The organism is Streptomyces sp. NPDC040410, assembly GCF_055595715.1.
Genome location: NZ_JBVIVK010000015.1, coordinates 125,528 through 139,292, shown reverse-complemented (window position 1 = coordinate 139,292; position 13,765 = coordinate 125,528). Strand labels below are relative to the sequence as shown.

The following is a 13,765-nucleotide window of genomic DNA, read 5'->3' as shown; positions in this document are numbered from 1 at the left end:
GTGCACGCTTTCACGAGGGTCGGTCGCCGGCCTACTCCCAGCGGAAGAACCGGCCCGCGGCAGCCAGGCCCGCGACCGCCCACACCGCCAGAATCCCCAGGTCACCCCAGGGCATCCCGGCCCCGTGCCGGAGCACGTCCCGCAGACCGTCCGACAGCGCGGAGATGGGCAGCAGGCCGAGGACGTCCTGCGCACCGGCCGGGAACCTGTCCAGCGGGACGACGACCCCGCCGCCGACGAGGAGCAGCAGGAAGACCAGGTTCGCGGCGGCCAGCGTGGCCTCCGCCCTCAGCGTGCCCGCCATCAGCAGGCCGAGTCCCGAGAAGGCGGCCGTGCCCAGGATCAGCAGGAGCAGTACGGCGAAGGGGTTGCCGTGCGGCGACCAGCCCAGCGTGAAGGCGATCACCGTCAGCAGGATCACCTGGAAGATCTCCGTGACCAGCACGGACGCCGTCTTCGCGGCCATCAGGCCCCAGCGGGGGAGCGGGGATGCGGCGAGCCGCTTCAGGACGCCGTAGCGGCGCTCGAAGCCGGTCGCGATGGCCTGTCCCGTGAACGCCGTGGACATCACGGCGAGCGCGAGGATGCCGGGGGCCAGGAAGTCCACCGTCTCGCCCGCGCCGGTGTCGACGATGTCCACCGTGCTGAACAGCACCAGCAGCAGGGTCGGGATCACGACCGTCAGCAGCAGCTGCTCTCCGTTGCGCAGCAGCATCCTGGTCTCGAGCGCGGCCTGGGCCGCGATCATGCGGGGGAGGGGCGCGGCGCCGGGCCTCGGCGCGTACGTGCCCGTACCGAAAGTGGTCACGAACGCAGCTCCTTGCCGGTCAGCTCCAAGAAGACGTCTTCCAGGGTGTGCCGCTCCACCGAGATCCTCTCCGGCATCACCCCGTGCTGCGCGCACCACGACGTGACCGTGGCGAGCAGCTGGGGGCCGACCCTGCCGACGACGCGGTACGAGCCCGGCGTCAGCTCGGCGGCCGTGCAGTCCGCGGGGAGCGCCTTGAGCAGGGACCCGACGTCCAGCCCCGGCCGGCCGATGAAGCGGAGCGTGTTCTCCGCGCCTCCGCGGCACAGCTCTTCCGGGGTGCCCTGGGCGATGACCCGGCCCGCGTCGATGATCGCGACGTCGTCGGCGAGGTGCTCGGCCTCGTCCATGTGGTGGGTCGTGAGGATCAGGGAGACGCCGTCGGTGCGCAGATCGCGTACGAGGTCCCAGGTGGCGCGTCGGGCCTGCGGGTCGAGGCCGGCGGTCGGCTCGTCCAGGAACACCAGCTCAGGGCGGCCGACCACGGCCATCGCAAGAGCCAGGCGCTGCTGCTGGCCGCCCGACAGCCGCCGGTACGCCGTCCGGCCGCAGCTGCCCAGTCCCAGCCGCTCGATGAGCGCGTCCACGTCCAGCGGGTGCGCGTGCAGCTTGGCGACGTGGCGCAGCATCTCGTCCGCCCGGGCGCCCGAGTAGACGCCGCCGGACTGCAGCATCACGCCGACCCGGGGACGCAGCGCGGCGGACTGCGCGACCGGGTCGAGGCCCAGGACGCGCACCGTGCCGGAGTCCGGCCTCCGGTACCCCTCGCAGGTCTCGACCGTGGTCGTCTTGCCCGCCCCGTTGGGCCCGAGTACGGCGGTCACGCCCGCCGTCGCCACCAGGTCGAGGCCGTCCACCGCGGTCTTCGTGCCGTACCGCTTCACCAGGGCCTGGACCTGGACCACGGGCTCACTTCGCATGGGTCCAGAGTCTAGGTACGCGCTCCCCGCCTCAGACGGGCGGGTACGGGATCTCCTCCTCCCGGGGCTGAGCACACCAGCTGGCCGGCGATCGTGTCCCGGGTGACAAGAGGGCCGGTCGGAAGGGGTGTGGGCATGTTTCGGGAGGGCTTCCGAGGCGCCGCCGATTGATCGATCAAAGATCGTTCGCCCAGGTCAGATTAGGTATGCCTAAGTGATGCAGCGCACCGCCCGGTCGCGCCGCTGCGGCTTGCCTGGCTCTGAGGAATTACGCAACAATGGCGTTGTGAAAAACGTCGGCGAGGCTCGGGAGACCCCCACGGGGGCCCCTCAGGAGGAGTTCGCGGCTGGGTTGCGCTCGGATCGTTCCACCCGCAACCGGGTCGCGCGGTCCATCCTGGACCACGGGCCGTCGACCGTCGCCGAGCTCGCCGGGCGGCTGGGCCTGACCCAGGCAGCCGTACGGCGTCACCTCGACGCGCTCGTCGCCGACGACGTCGTGGAGGCCCGCGAGCAGCGGGTCTACGGCGCGCGGACGCGCGGACGTCCCGCCAAGGTCTTCGCGCTCACCGACTGCGGCCGCGACGCCTTCGACCAGTCCTACGACGAGCTCGCCGCGGACGCCCTGCGCTGGATCCAGCAGCGGTTCGGCGGGGACGAGGCCGTCGTGGCCTTCGCGCGCGCCCGGATCGCCGAACAGGCCGCCGCCTACCGCAGGGCGATCGAGGCCGCCGCCCCCGAGGAGCGCACCGAAGCCCTGGCCAAGGCCCTGAGCGCGGACGGGTACGCTGCTACGGCGCGCAGCGCCCCCCTCCCGCAAAAGGGTGAGCAGCTCTGCCAGCACCACTGCCCGGTGGCCCACGTCGCGGAGAAGTTCCCGCAGCTGTGCGAGGCGGAGACCGAGATCTTCTCCCAGCTGCTCGGCACCCACGTCCAGCGGCTGGCGACCATCGCGCACGGCGACGGCGTCTGCACGACGTTCATCCCAAAGATTTCCAAGCAACTTCACAGTCACAACGCTTCTGCAAGCACGGCCGGGAGGAACCCCGCATGACTCTCCCCACGGAGACTGCTCACCCTGAGCTCGAGGGCCTGGGCAAGTACGAATACGGCTGGGCCGACTCCGACGAGGCCGGTGCCTCCGCGAAGCGCGGCCTGAACGAGGACGTGGTCCGGGACATCTCGGCGAAGAAGAACGAGCCGGAGTGGATGACCAAGCTCCGCCTCAAGGGCCTGCGCCTGTTCGAGAAGAAGCCCATGCCGAACTGGGGCTCGGACCTGTCGGGCATCGACTTCGACAACATCAAGTACTTCGTACGCTCCACGGAGAAGCAGGCGGAGTCCTGGGAGGACCTGCCCGAGGACATCAAGAACACCTACGACAAGCTCGGCATCCCGGAGGCGGAGAAGCAGCGCCTCGTCGCGGGTGTCGCCGCCCAGTACGAGTCGGAGGTCGTCTACCACCAGATCCGCGAGGACCTGGAGGAGCAGGGCGTCATCTTCCTGGACACCGACACCGCGCTGAAGGAGCACCCGGAGCTCTTCAAGGAGTACTTCGGGACCGTCATCCCGGTCGGCGACAACAAGTTCGCGTCGCTGAACACCGCCGTGTGGTCGGGCGGCTCCTTCATCTACGTGCCGAAGGGCGTGCACGTGGAGATCCCGCTCCAGGCCTACTTCCGTATCAACACGGAGAACATGGGCCAGTTCGAGCGGACACTGATCATCGTCGACGAGGACGCCTACGTCCACTACGTCGAGGGCTGTACGGCGCCGATCTACAAGTCGGACTCCCTGCACTCCGCGGTCGTCGAGATCATCGTGAAGAAGGGCGCCCGCTGCCGCTACACGACGATCCAGAACTGGTCGAACAACGTCTACAACCTGGTCACCAAGCGTGCCGTGGCGTACGAGGGCGCGACCATGGAGTGGATCGACGGCAACATCGGTTCCAAGGTCACCATGAAGTACCCGGCCGTCTACCTGATGGGCGAGCACGCCAAGGGCGAGACCCTGTCCATCGCCTTCGCGGGCGAGGGGCAGCACCAGGACGCCGGCTCCAAGATGGTCCACATGGCGCCGAACACGTCCTCCAACATCGTGTCGAAGTCCGTGGCCCGTGGTGGCGGCCGCACGTCCTACCGCGGTCTCGTCGAGATCGGCGAGGGCGCGGCCGGATCCAAGTCGAACGTGCTGTGCGACGCGCTGCTCGTCGACACCATCTCCCGCTCCGACACGTACCCCTACGTGGACGTCCGTGAGGACGACGTGTCCATGGGCCACGAGGCCACCGTCTCCAAGGTCTCCGAGGACCAGCTCTTCTACCTGATGAGCCGCGGTCTGAGCGAGTTCGAGGCGATGGCGATGATCGTGCGCGGCTTCGTCGAGCCCATCGCCAAGGAGCTGCCGATGGAGTACGCCCTTGAGCTCAACCGGCTGATCGAGCTGCAGATGGAAGGCGCGGTCGGCTAAGCCCCGCCCCCGACAGCAGCCAGCAATTTCTGACGTAGGAAGAGAGCAGACCGACAGCCATGGCTGAGGCTCAGAACATCCCCGTGGGCTCCACCACCGCGGGCCAGATCGCGGTGGCCGCCGAGTCGACCGTCGCCACGCGCATGAGCGCGCCGCCCTCCTTCGACGTGGCGGACTTCCCGGTCCCGCACGGCCGCGAGGAGGAGTGGCGGTTCACCCCGCTGGAGCGGCTGCGCGGCCTGCACGACGGCACCGCCGTCGCGACCGGTGAGGGCGTGAAGGTCGATGTCCAGGCCCCCGAGGGCGTCACCGTCGAGACCGTCGGCCGTGACGACGCGCGGCTCGGCAGGGCGGGCACCCCGGTGGACCGCGTCGCCGCCCAGGCGTACTCGGCCTTCGAGAAGGCCGGCGTGGTCACCGTCCCCAAGGAGGCGGTGCTCACCGAGCCGATCCGCATCGCCGTGCACGGCGAGGGCGGGGTCGCCTACGGCCACCAGGTCATCGAGCTGGGCGCCTTCGCCGAGGCCGTCGTCGTCATCGACCACACCGGTGACGCGGTGCTCGCCGCCAACGTCGACTACATCCTGGGCGACGGCGCCAAGCTGACCGTCGTCTCGGTCCAGGACTGGGACGACAAGGCCGTGCACGTCGGCCAGCACAACGCGCTGATCGGCCGGGACGCCACCTTCAAGTCGTTCGTCGTCACCTTCGGCGGTGACCTCGTCCGCCTCCACCCGCGTGTCCAGTACGCCGGCACCGGCGGCGAGGCCGAGCTCTTCGGCCTGTACTTCACGGACGCCGGCCAGCACCAGGAGCACCGCCTCCTGGTCGACCACAACATCCCGCACTGCAAGTCGAACGTCGCCTACAAGGGCGCGCTCCAGGGTGACAGCGCCCACGCGGTGTGGATCGGCGACGTGCTCATCGAGGCCAAGGCCGAGGGCACGGACACGTACGAGATGAACCGCAACCTGGTGCTGACCGACGGCGCCCGGGTCGACTCCGTGCCGAACCTGGAGATCGAGACGGGCGAGATCGTCGGCGCCGGGCACGCGAGCGCCACCGGCCGCTTCGACGACGAGCAGCTCTTCTACCTGATGGCCCGCGGTATCCCGGAGCACGAGGCCCGCCGCCTGGTGGTCCGCGGCTTCTTCGCCGAGCTGGTCCAGCAGATCGGCGTCGAGGACATCGAGGAGCGCCTCATCGCCAAGATCGATGAGGAGCTGGAGGCATCGGTCGCATGACTGCCTCGTCGACGTTCCTACGCGCCTGCGGGCTGAGCGAGCTGGAGGAGGACACCCCGAAGCGGGTGGAACTCGACGGCACGCCGGTCTCGGTCGTGAAGACCGAGGGGGAGGTGTTCGCGATCCATGACATCTGCTCGCACGCGAACGTCTCGCTCTCCGAGGGCGAGGTGGAGGACTGCCAGATCGAGTGCTGGCTGCACGGTTCCAGCTTCGACCTCCGTACCGGCAAGCCGTCCGGCCTGCCCGCGACGCGCCCCGTCCCCGTATACCCCGTAAAGATCGAAGGGGACGACGTGCTCGTCTCCCTCACCCAGGAGTCCTGAGGCACCCATGGCAACGCTTGAAATCCGAGACCTGCACGTCACCGTCGAGGCCGACAACGCCACGAAGGAGATCCTCAAGGGCGTCGACCTCACCGTGAAGCAGGGCGAGACGCACGCCATCATGGGCCCCAACGGCTCCGGCAAGTCGACCCTCGCCTACTCGCTCGCGGGTCACCCGAAGTACACGATCACCGAGGGCACCGTCCTGCTCGACGGCGAGGACGTCCTGGAGATGTCCGTCGACGAGCGCGCCCGCGCCGGCCTGTTCCTGGCGATGCAGTACCCCGTCGAGGTCCCCGGCGTCTCGGTCTCCAACTTCCTGCGCACCTCCGCCACCGCCATCCGCGGCGAGGCGCCCAAGCTGCGCACCTGGGTGAAGGAGGTCAAGGGGGCCATGGAGCGCCTCAACATGGACCCGTCCTTCGCCGAGCGCAACGTCAACGAGGGCTTCTCCGGCGGTGAGAAGAAGCGCCACGAGATCCTCCAGCTCGAGCTGCTCAAGCCGAAGATCGCGATCCTCGACGAGACGGACTCCGGTCTGGACGTCGACGCGCTGCGCATCGTCTCCGAGGGCGTCAACCGCGTCCGCGAGACGGGCGAGGTCGGCACCCTGCTGATCACGCACTACACGCGCATCCTGCGCTACATCAAGCCCGACCACGTCCACGTCTTCTCCGGCGGTCGCATCGTCGAGTCCGGCGGCGCCGAGCTCGCCGACAAGCTGGAGGACGAGGGCTACGAGGCATACACGAAGGGTGGCGCATCCGCGTGACACAGCTGCCGGGCCTCCTCGACACCGAGGCGATCCGCAAGGACTTCCCCGTTCTGGACCGACTCGTCCACGACGGCAAGAAGCTCGTGTACCTGGACAACGCGGCGACCTCGCAGAAGCCGCGCCAGGTGCTGGACGCCCTGAACGAGTACTACGAGCGCTACAACGCCAACGTCCACCGCGGTGTGCATGTGCTCGCCGAGGAGGCCACGGCGCTGTACGAGGGCGCGCGCGACAAGGTCGCCGCGTTCGTCAACGCGCCGAGCCGCGACGAGGTGATCTTCACCAAGAACGCCTCCGAGTCGCTGAACCTCGTGGCGAACATGCTGGGCTGGGCCGACGAGCCCTACCGTGTGGACTCCGAGACCGAGATCGTCATCACGGAGATGGAGCACCACTCCAACATCGTGCCGTGGCAGCTGCTGTCCCAGCGCACGGGCGCGAAGCTCAAGTGGTTCGGCCTCACCGACGACGGCCGTCTCGACCTGTCCGACATCGACGAGATCATCACGGAGAAGACGAAGATCGTCTCCTTCGTGCTCGTCTCGAACATCCTGGGCACGGTCAACCCGGTCGAGGCGATAGTGCGCCGCGCGCAGGAGGTCGGTGCGCTGGTCTGCATCGACGCCTCGCAGGCCGCACCGCACATGCCGCTGGACGTGCAGGCCCTGCAGGCCGACTTCGTGGCCTTCACCGGCCACAAGATGTGCGGGCCGACGGGCATCGGCGTCCTCTGGGGCCGTCAGGAGCTCCTGGAGGACCTGCCCCCGTTCCTGGGCGGTGGCGAGATGATCGAGACGGTGTCGATGCACTCGTCGACGTACGCCCCGGCGCCGCACAAGTTCGAGGCGGGCACCCCGCCGATCGCGCAGGCGGTCGGTCTCGGCGCGGCGATCGACTACCTCAACTCGATCGGCATGGACAAGATCCTCGCCCACGAGCACGCGCTCACCGAGTACGCGGTGAAGAAGCTGGCCGAGGTCCCCGACCTGCGGATCATCGGCCCGACCACGGCCGAGGACCGGGGCGCGGCGATCTCCTTCACACTCGGTGACATCCACCCGCACGACGTGGGCCAGGTCCTCGACGAGCAGGGCATCGCGGTCCGGGTCGGCCACCACTGCGCGCGGCCGGTCTGCCTCCGTTACGGAATTCCTGCGACCACGCGGGCGTCGTTCTATCTGTACTCCACGCCGGCCGAGATCGACGCGCTGGTGGACGGCCTGGAGCACGTACGGAACTTCTTCGGCTGAGGGGTTGGCGAGAGATCGCATGAAGCTGGATTCGATGTACCAGGAAGTCATCCTGGACCACTACAAGAACCCGCACGGGCGTGGTCTTAGGGATGGCGACGCCGAGGTGCACCACGTCAACCCGACGTGCGGCGACGAGATCACGCTGCGCGTGAAGTACGACGGCACGACGATCAGCGACGTCTCGTACGAGGGCCAGGGCTGCTCCATCAGCCAGGCCTCGGCCTCCGTACTGAACGACCTCCTCGTCGGCAAGGAACTGGCCGAGGCGCAGAAGATCCAGGAGACCTTCCTGGAGCTGATGCAGTCCAAGGGCCGGATCGAGCCCGACGACGCGATGGAGGAGGTGCTGGAGGACGCGGTCGCGTTCGCCGGTGTCTCCAAGTACCCGGCGCGGGTGAAGTGCGCCCTCCTGAGCTGGATGGCGTGGAAGGACGCGACGGCCCAGGCGCTGGGCGGAGCCGACGCCGAAAGGAAGACGGCATGAGTGACACCGTGGAGATGAAGCCGGCCTCGGAGGAGGAGCTCCGCGAGGCCCTGATGGACGTCGTCGACCCCGAGCTGGGCATCGACGTCGTCAACCTGGGCCTGATCTACGGCATCCATGTCGACGACGCGAACATCGCGACCGTCGACATGACCCTGACCTCGGCGGCCTGCCCGCTGACGGACGTCATCGAGGACCAGGCCAAGTCCGCCACGGACGGCCTCGTGAGCGAGCTCCGCATCAACTGGGTCTGGATGCCGCCGTGGGGCCCCGACAAGATCACGGACGACGGCCGGGAGCAGCTTCGGGCGCTCGGGTTCAACGTCTGACGGCCGACTGACTCGAGAAACGGCGACGTCCCCTGCGGACGTCGCCGTTTCCCGTGGTCGTCGTGTTTCCCGTGTGCCCAGGCCAGCCCGTCCACCAGCCGGCACGCCGAGTCCGCCCGGCCCTTCGCCGGGGAGCCTGGCAGGCCGTCAGAGTTCCTGTCCAAAACGATCTCTCCCGCCGTTATGTACGCTTGTACACATGGGATACCTGTTGCTCGCCGTTGCCATCGGCGCCGAGGTGGGAGCCACCACCGCCATGAAGTACAGCGACGGCTTCAGCAGGGTCGTGCCCTCGCTGCTGACCGTCCTCGGCTACGCCCTCTCCTTCGCGCTGCTCGCGCAGACGCTGAAGTCCGTGTCCGTCGGCACCGCGTACGCGATCTGGTCCGGTGTCGGCACGGCGGCCATCGCCGCGATCGGGATGGTGTTCCTCGGCGAGGGCATGACGGTGACGAAGGCCCTCGGGATCGCGATCATCATCGCCGGGGTCGTGGTGCTGAACATGGGAGGTGCGCACTGATGCCCCGGCGTCACGACCCAGAGAGGCGGCAGCGGATCATCGACGCGGCGATCAGGGTCGTCGGGAAGAAGGGCCTCGCCGGGCTGACCCACCGCTCCGTCGCCGCGGAGGCCGATGTGCCGCTCGGCTCCACGACGTACCACTTCAAGACCCTCGACGAGCTGATGGTCGCGGCGCTGCGGCAGGCGAACGAGGGCTTCGCCAAGGTGATCGCGGCCCGCGGGGGCCTGACGGACGCGCGTGCCGACCTGGCCGCCGAGCTGGCGGGCTGGATGGGCGAGTGGCTCGCGGGTGACCGCACCGGCGTGGAGCTGGAGTACGAGCTCTACCTCGCCGCCCTGCGCCGCCCCGCCCTGCGGCCCGTCGCCGCCGAGTGGGCCGAGGACCTCGCCGAGCGGCTCTCGCGCCGCACGGACCCGGTCACGGCGCGGGCACTGGTCGCGCTGATGGACGGGATCTGCCTGCAGGTGCTGCTGACGGGCGGTTCGTACGACGAGGAGGGCGCGCGGGAGATGCTGGCGCGGGTCATTCCGCGAGTCCGGTGACCGCGGCGAGCGCCGGCCCGGCACTCGCCGCGATGTCCATGACCGGATACTGCACATGCGGGCTCGGCGGGGCGCTGTACGAGGCGGTGCGAGGACTCTTGTGGCCGTTGTGTGCGGGGCTGGGGGTCCTGGCGGGGGCTGCGGTGCTGGCGGTGAGCGGACGGCGGACGGCGGCCCTGGGAGCGTCGCCGGGAGCTGCCGCTCCCGGACCCCCGCTCCGGCCCGGACGGCCTCGTCCGCAATCAACGGACGGCCGGGTGTGCGCGAAGTACCGCCCGGCACCTGAGACGCCCCCTCCGGCGGTTGGCCTCCGTGGCCTCCGGCCGGTTAGGTTGCCCTCATGACCGACACGACTGCTCCTCGCACCACCGGCGCCGTTGCCGCCGGGCTCGCCACGATCGCCGCCGACGGCACCGTCCTCGACACCTGGTTCCCCGCGCCCGAACTGGTCGCGGAGCCCGGCCCCTCCGGCACGGAGCGGCTCTCCGCCACGCGGGCCGCGGAGCTGCTCGGCGGTGGCGCGACCGCGGCGATCGGGCCGGACGCCCGTCGGGGCGTCGAAGTGGTCGCGGTCCGCACGGTCATCTCCTCGCTCGACGAGAAGCCGATCGACACGCACGACGCCTATCTGCGCCTTCACCTGCTCTCACACCGTCTGGTCCAGCCGCACGGCCAGAGCCTGGACGGCATCTTCGGCCTCCTTGCCAACGTCGCCTGGACCTCGCTCGGCCCGGTCGCCGTCGACGACATCGAGAAGGTGCGGCTGAACGCCCGCGCCGAGGGTCTGCACCTCCAGGTGACCTCGGTCGACAAGTTCCCGCGCATGACGGACTACGTCGCACCGAAGGGCGTCCGCATCGCCGACGCCGACCGGGTCCGCCTGGGCGCGCACCTCGCCTCGGGCACCACGGTCATGCACGAGGGCTTCGTCAACTTCAACGCCGGCACGCTCGGCACGTCGATGATCGAGGGCCGTATCTCGGCCGGCGTCGTGATCGGCGACGGCTCCGACATCGGCGGCGGCGCCTCCACCATGGGCACCCTGTCCGGCGGCGGCAACGTCCGCATCACCATCGGCGAACGCTGCCTGGTCGGCGCCGAGGCGGGCGTCGGTATCGCGCTCGGCGACGAGTGCGTCGTCGAGGCCGGCCTGTACGTCACCGCCGGCACGCGGGTCACCATGCCCGACGGCCAGATCGTCAAGGCCCGCGAACTGTCCGGTGCCTCGAACATCCTCTTCCGCCGCAACTCGGTCACCGGCACGGTCGAGGCCCGCCCGAACAACGCGGTCTGGGGCGGCCTGAACGAGATCCTGCACAGCCACAACTGATCATCGGCGGCCGCGACCTGCGGCCGCCTTACCGATCAACGCCCTGACTTGCTGCTGAGCTGTCGGCAGTTGTCGGCGTTGGTCATCGTTGAGCGCCCTTCCACGGCCCCAGGACGGCCCGGGAGGGCGCTCGTGCGTTGGGGGGAGACCCTCCCCCATGGCGGGGGTTTCGCTTCCCGGCGGCTGGTCAGGCGCTTAGAAGATGCGGGCATAGCCCTGGCATTCGGCCGGAGCTGCTGTCATTCGTTCCGCCGACGGCCGGGCAAGTCCGCTGGCATACAACGGCGTTGCCGTCACCGCTGCCGTCACTGCCGTGGTGGCACACTTGGCCAGCCGTTGATCCGGCGGCGGCTTCGCTCCTGCGGGCGATCATTGAGAGTTGAGCCGTGTCCGGGCCGTACGGAGCGACCGGTGAAGCCGGTGGCGTGACTCAGAGGTGTGCCTGGAGTCGTTGCGCGGAGCCGCGCCTGTGGGAAACCCCCGCCAGCTCCGCCTGCGGCTGTTCCCCGCCGGCGCCCAAGTGGTCACCACCAGCCAGCCGCCGCACTCTTCGCCTCGCGAAGCATTGGCCTTTCACCAGCGTGATCACAGTCACCCTGGCACGGCTAGAAGCACCGCACGCCGCTCAGACCCGACAATCTGACGACACGCCAGACAAGTCCCGCTACCCATTGTGTGCGCGACATAACATCCGTGAGGAAATGATCGACGCCCGCGGGCCGCAGAAGGCGAGAGAAATGCTTGCACGAAGAGGCGTGCTCGTAGCCGGGGCCGTTGGCGGGACGGCCCTGGTCCTTCCAAGCCTTAATGGGGCGGTGGCACTTCCGAATGGGACCGTGGTGGCCCCTAGGGCCGGATCTGCAGGCAAATTCCCAGTCCCCACCCTGGACCCCACAACCATCCCGAAATACGTCACCGACCTGGTGATCCCGCCGGTGATGCCGATGGCTCGCCACTCGCAGCGTCACGACATCGACACATACGTCATCGGCGTCCGGCAGTTCAGCCAGCAGGTATTGCCGCCCACTCTGCCGTCCACCACCGTATGGGGATACGGCTCACTCGGGGACAACAACACCTTCAACTACCCGTCGTTCACCATCGAGGCCAGGGTCGATCAGCCTGTCCGGGTCACCTGGGTGAACGATCTCGTCGACGACCAGGGCCGTTTCCTCCCGCACCTGCTGACGGTCGACCCCACCCTGCACTGGGCGAACCCGCCCGGCGGCGATACCGGGCGCGATTCCCGGCCGACGTTCACCGAGACGCCGCCTCCGTATGATGGACCCGTGCCGATCGTCACTCACCTGCACGGTGGGCATTCCACCGAGGAGAGCGACGGCTACGCCGAAGCGTGGTACCTGCCACGCGCGAACAACATCCCTCCTGGATTCGCCACCGTGGGCTCGTTCTACAACGAGTTCCGGGAGGAGTTCGCCGATGAGCACGGCCTGACGTGGGAGCCGGGTACCGCGACCTTCCAGTACGCCAACCGCCAGCGGGCGGCGACCATCTGGTTCCACGATCACACCCTGGGTATGACCCGGCTCAACGTGTACGCCGGGCCAGCCGGGTTCTATCTGCTGCGCGGCGGCGAGTGTGATCTGCCCAAGGGGGTTCTGCCCGGGCCGGCGCCCGCCTTCGGCGATCCACCGGGCACGCGGTACCACGAGATCCCCCTGGCCATCCAGGACCGCTCGTTCAACTCAGACGGCTCGCTGTTCTACCCCACGAGCCGGGAATTCTTCGACGGGTTCCCGGGGCCGTACATTCCCACCACCGATGTATCGCCCTACTGGAACCCCGAATTCTTCGCCAACACCATGGTGGTCAACGGTCGGACATGGCCGAAGCTCGAGGTCGAGCCGCGCCGCTACAGGCTGCGCTTCCTCAACGGATGCAATGCCCGGTTCCTGATCCTGAAGATCGCGGACAATCCGACCGCCCGGCCGGCCCAGTCGGCTGTACCGTTCTGGCAGATCGGCAACGAGGGCGGGTTCCTGCCCGCACCGGTGCAGCTGGAGCAGCTGCTGTTGGCCAACGCGGAGCGGGCCGACGTCATCGTCGACTTCACCGGGATTCCGGAAGGCACCGAGCTGTACCTCATCAACGAAGGACCGGACGCGCCCTTCGGCGGCCGGGGCGTTCCCTTCGACGCGGCGGATCCGGACACTACCGGGCAGGTGATGAAATTCGTGGTCGGCCCGCTGGTGAGCAAGGACAAGAGCGTCCCGCCGGACAAGCTCAAGTTGCCCAAGATCAGGCCACTCGGCTCGGCGAGCGTCACCCGCCGGCTCTCCCTCAATGAGGTGACCTCAACCAGCGTCCCCCCAGTGCCGCCTGACACACCGGTCGAGACCTTGCTCGGCACGGTCGACGCCGCCGGCAATCCGGTGTTGCTCGGCTGGGCCGACCCGGTCACGGAGAACCCGAGGCTGAACGCGACCGAAACATGGGAGCTGTACAACTTCACTGCAGACGCCCACCCGATCCACATCCACGAGGTGGCGTTCGAGGTGGTGAACCGGCAACCGTTCAATGGGCCACCCGTTCCGCCGGAGAGCTGGGAGCGTGGCTTCAAAGACACCGTGATCGCTTATCCGGGAGAAATCACCCGGGTGAAGGCAACGTTCGACCACCCTGGTCGCTTCGTCTGGCACTGCCACATCGTCGAGCACGAGGACAACGAGATGATGCGGCCGTACCAAATCGGAGGCAGGCACAAGAAGGACCACTGACACGGGCACCATGCCCGCCCC

The 13,765-nt window shown here is 68.7% G+C and carries 14 protein-coding genes; 12 read left to right on the top strand and 2 right to left on the bottom strand.

The window, feature by feature from the left end; translation table 11 throughout:
• Window positions 1–31: 31 nt before the first annotated feature.
• Together ACZ562_RS27520 and ACZ562_RS27515 are read right to left on the bottom strand one after the other, a co-directional pair.
• Window positions 32–748 (bottom strand): ABC transporter permease, encoded by a 717-nt coding sequence (locus tag ACZ562_RS27520; RefSeq protein ID WP_471184401.1) that lies wholly within the window; start codon window positions 746–748, stop codon window positions 32–34.
• A 56-nt stretch (window positions 749–804) separates the two neighbouring features.
• Window positions 805–1,728 carry an ABC transporter ATP-binding protein gene (locus tag ACZ562_RS27515; RefSeq protein WP_471184247.1) on the bottom strand — a complete coding sequence of 308 codons (924 nt, stop codon included), beginning with the start codon at window positions 1,726–1,728 and terminating at the stop codon, window positions 805–807.
• Window positions 1,729–2,014: 286 nt separating this feature from the next.
• Here ACZ562_RS27515 and ACZ562_RS27510 point away from each other — a divergent pair, with 286 nt between their 5' ends.
• The 12 genes from ACZ562_RS27510 (at window position 2,015) to ACZ562_RS27455 (ending at window position 13,744) form a co-directional block, all read left to right on the top strand.
• Window positions 2,015–2,782 carry a helix-turn-helix transcriptional regulator gene (locus ACZ562_RS27510; protein ID WP_471184245.1) on the top strand — a complete coding sequence of 256 codons (768 nt, stop codon included), beginning with the start codon at window positions 2,015–2,017 and terminating at the stop codon, window positions 2,780–2,782.
• Window positions 2,779–4,200, top strand: coding sequence for a Fe-S cluster assembly protein SufB (gene sufB, locus ACZ562_RS27505; RefSeq protein WP_115908850.1), 1,422 nt, complete (start codon window positions 2,779–2,781; stop codon window positions 4,198–4,200). The genes ACZ562_RS27510 and sufB overlap by 4 nt, the downstream gene beginning before the upstream one ends.
• 59 nt (window positions 4,201–4,259) lie before the next feature.
• A complete protein-coding gene (gene sufD / locus ACZ562_RS27500; protein ID WP_471184243.1) occupies window positions 4,260–5,444 on the top strand; it encodes a Fe-S cluster assembly protein SufD in 1,185 nt (394 codons plus the stop codon).
• Window positions 5,441–5,770: a non-heme iron oxygenase ferredoxin subunit gene (locus ACZ562_RS27495; protein ID WP_471184241.1), complete on the top strand. Its 330-nt coding sequence runs from the start codon at window positions 5,441–5,443 to the stop codon at window positions 5,768–5,770. The genes sufD and ACZ562_RS27495 overlap by 4 nt, the downstream gene beginning before the upstream one ends.
• 7 nt (window positions 5,771–5,777) lie before the next feature.
• Window positions 5,778–6,542, top strand: coding sequence for a Fe-S cluster assembly ATPase SufC (gene sufC / locus ACZ562_RS27490; protein ID WP_471184239.1), 765 nt, complete (start codon window positions 5,778–5,780; stop codon window positions 6,540–6,542).
• The gene (locus tag ACZ562_RS27485; RefSeq protein ID WP_471184237.1) at window positions 6,539–7,795 is read left to right on the top strand and encodes a cysteine desulfurase; all 1,257 of its coding nucleotides are present in this window, start codon (window positions 6,539–6,541) and stop codon (window positions 7,793–7,795) included. The genes sufC and ACZ562_RS27485 overlap by 4 nt, the downstream gene beginning before the upstream one ends.
• A gap of 19 nt (window positions 7,796–7,814) precedes the next feature.
• Window positions 7,815–8,282 (top strand): Fe-S cluster assembly sulfur transfer protein SufU, encoded by a 468-nt coding sequence (gene sufU / locus ACZ562_RS27480; protein WP_471184234.1) that lies wholly within the window; start codon window positions 7,815–7,817, stop codon window positions 8,280–8,282.
• Window positions 8,279–8,611, top strand: a complete 333-nt coding sequence (locus ACZ562_RS27475) for a metal-sulfur cluster assembly factor (protein WP_131569140.1) — start codon at window positions 8,279–8,281, stop codon at window positions 8,609–8,611. Before sufU ends, ACZ562_RS27475 begins: the two co-directional genes overlap by 4 nt.
• A gap of 199 nt (window positions 8,612–8,810) precedes the next feature.
• Entirely contained in the window at window positions 8,811–9,131 is a 321-nt protein-coding gene (locus tag ACZ562_RS27470; protein WP_471184231.1) for a DMT family transporter, read from the top strand.
• On the top strand, window positions 9,131–9,676 hold the full coding sequence (locus ACZ562_RS27465) for a TetR/AcrR family transcriptional regulator (RefSeq protein WP_471184228.1): 546 nt from the start codon (window positions 9,131–9,133) through the stop codon (window positions 9,674–9,676). Before ACZ562_RS27470 ends, ACZ562_RS27465 begins: the two co-directional genes overlap by 1 nt.
• A 340-nt stretch (window positions 9,677–10,016) precedes the next feature.
• Window positions 10,017–11,006, top strand: coding sequence for a 2,3,4,5-tetrahydropyridine-2,6-dicarboxylate N-succinyltransferase (gene dapD, locus ACZ562_RS27460; RefSeq protein WP_471184225.1), 990 nt, complete (start codon window positions 10,017–10,019; stop codon window positions 11,004–11,006).
• A gap of 701 nt (window positions 11,007–11,707) precedes the next feature.
• Window positions 11,708–13,744 carry a multicopper oxidase family protein gene (locus ACZ562_RS27455; RefSeq protein ID WP_471184222.1) on the top strand — a complete coding sequence of 679 codons (2,037 nt, stop codon included), beginning with the start codon at window positions 11,708–11,710 and terminating at the stop codon, window positions 13,742–13,744.
• Window positions 13,745–13,765: the final 21 nt, after the last annotated feature.

What these genes read in the sequence shown, in the direction of transcription:
- sufD (WP_471184243.1), top strand. Translation starts at nt 4,260, where the DNA reads ATGGCTGAGGCTCAGAACATCCCCGTGGGCTCCACCACCGCGGGCCAG.
- sufU (WP_471184234.1), top strand. Translation starts at nt 7,815, where the DNA reads ATGAAGCTGGATTCGATGTACCAGGAAGTCATCCTGGACCACTACAAG.
- sufC (WP_471184239.1), top strand. Translation starts at nt 5,778, where the DNA reads ATGGCAACGCTTGAAATCCGAGACCTGCACGTCACCGTCGAGGCCGAC.
- dapD (WP_471184225.1), top strand. Translation starts at nt 10,017, where the DNA reads ATGACCGACACGACTGCTCCTCGCACCACCGGCGCCGTTGCCGCCGGG.
- ACZ562_RS27520 (WP_471184401.1), bottom strand. Translation starts at nt 748, where the DNA reads ATGATCGCGGCCCAGGCCGCGCTCGAGACCAGGATGCTGCTGCGCAAC.
- ACZ562_RS27495 (WP_471184241.1), top strand. Translation starts at nt 5,441, where the DNA reads ATGACTGCCTCGTCGACGTTCCTACGCGCCTGCGGGCTGAGCGAGCTG.
- ACZ562_RS27455 (WP_471184222.1), top strand. Translation starts at nt 11,708, where the DNA reads ATGATCGACGCCCGCGGGCCGCAGAAGGCGAGAGAAATGCTTGCACGA.
- sufB (WP_115908850.1), top strand. Translation starts at nt 2,779, where the DNA reads ATGACTCTCCCCACGGAGACTGCTCACCCTGAGCTCGAGGGCCTGGGC.
- ACZ562_RS27475 (WP_131569140.1), top strand. Translation starts at nt 8,279, where the DNA reads ATGAGTGACACCGTGGAGATGAAGCCGGCCTCGGAGGAGGAGCTCCGC.
- ACZ562_RS27465 (WP_471184228.1), top strand. Translation starts at nt 9,131, where the DNA reads ATGCCCCGGCGTCACGACCCAGAGAGGCGGCAGCGGATCATCGACGCG.
- ACZ562_RS27515 (WP_471184247.1), bottom strand. Translation starts at nt 1,728, where the DNA reads ATGCGAAGTGAGCCCGTGGTCCAGGTCCAGGCCCTGGTGAAGCGGTAC.
- ACZ562_RS27470 (WP_471184231.1), top strand. Translation starts at nt 8,811, where the DNA reads ATGGGATACCTGTTGCTCGCCGTTGCCATCGGCGCCGAGGTGGGAGCC.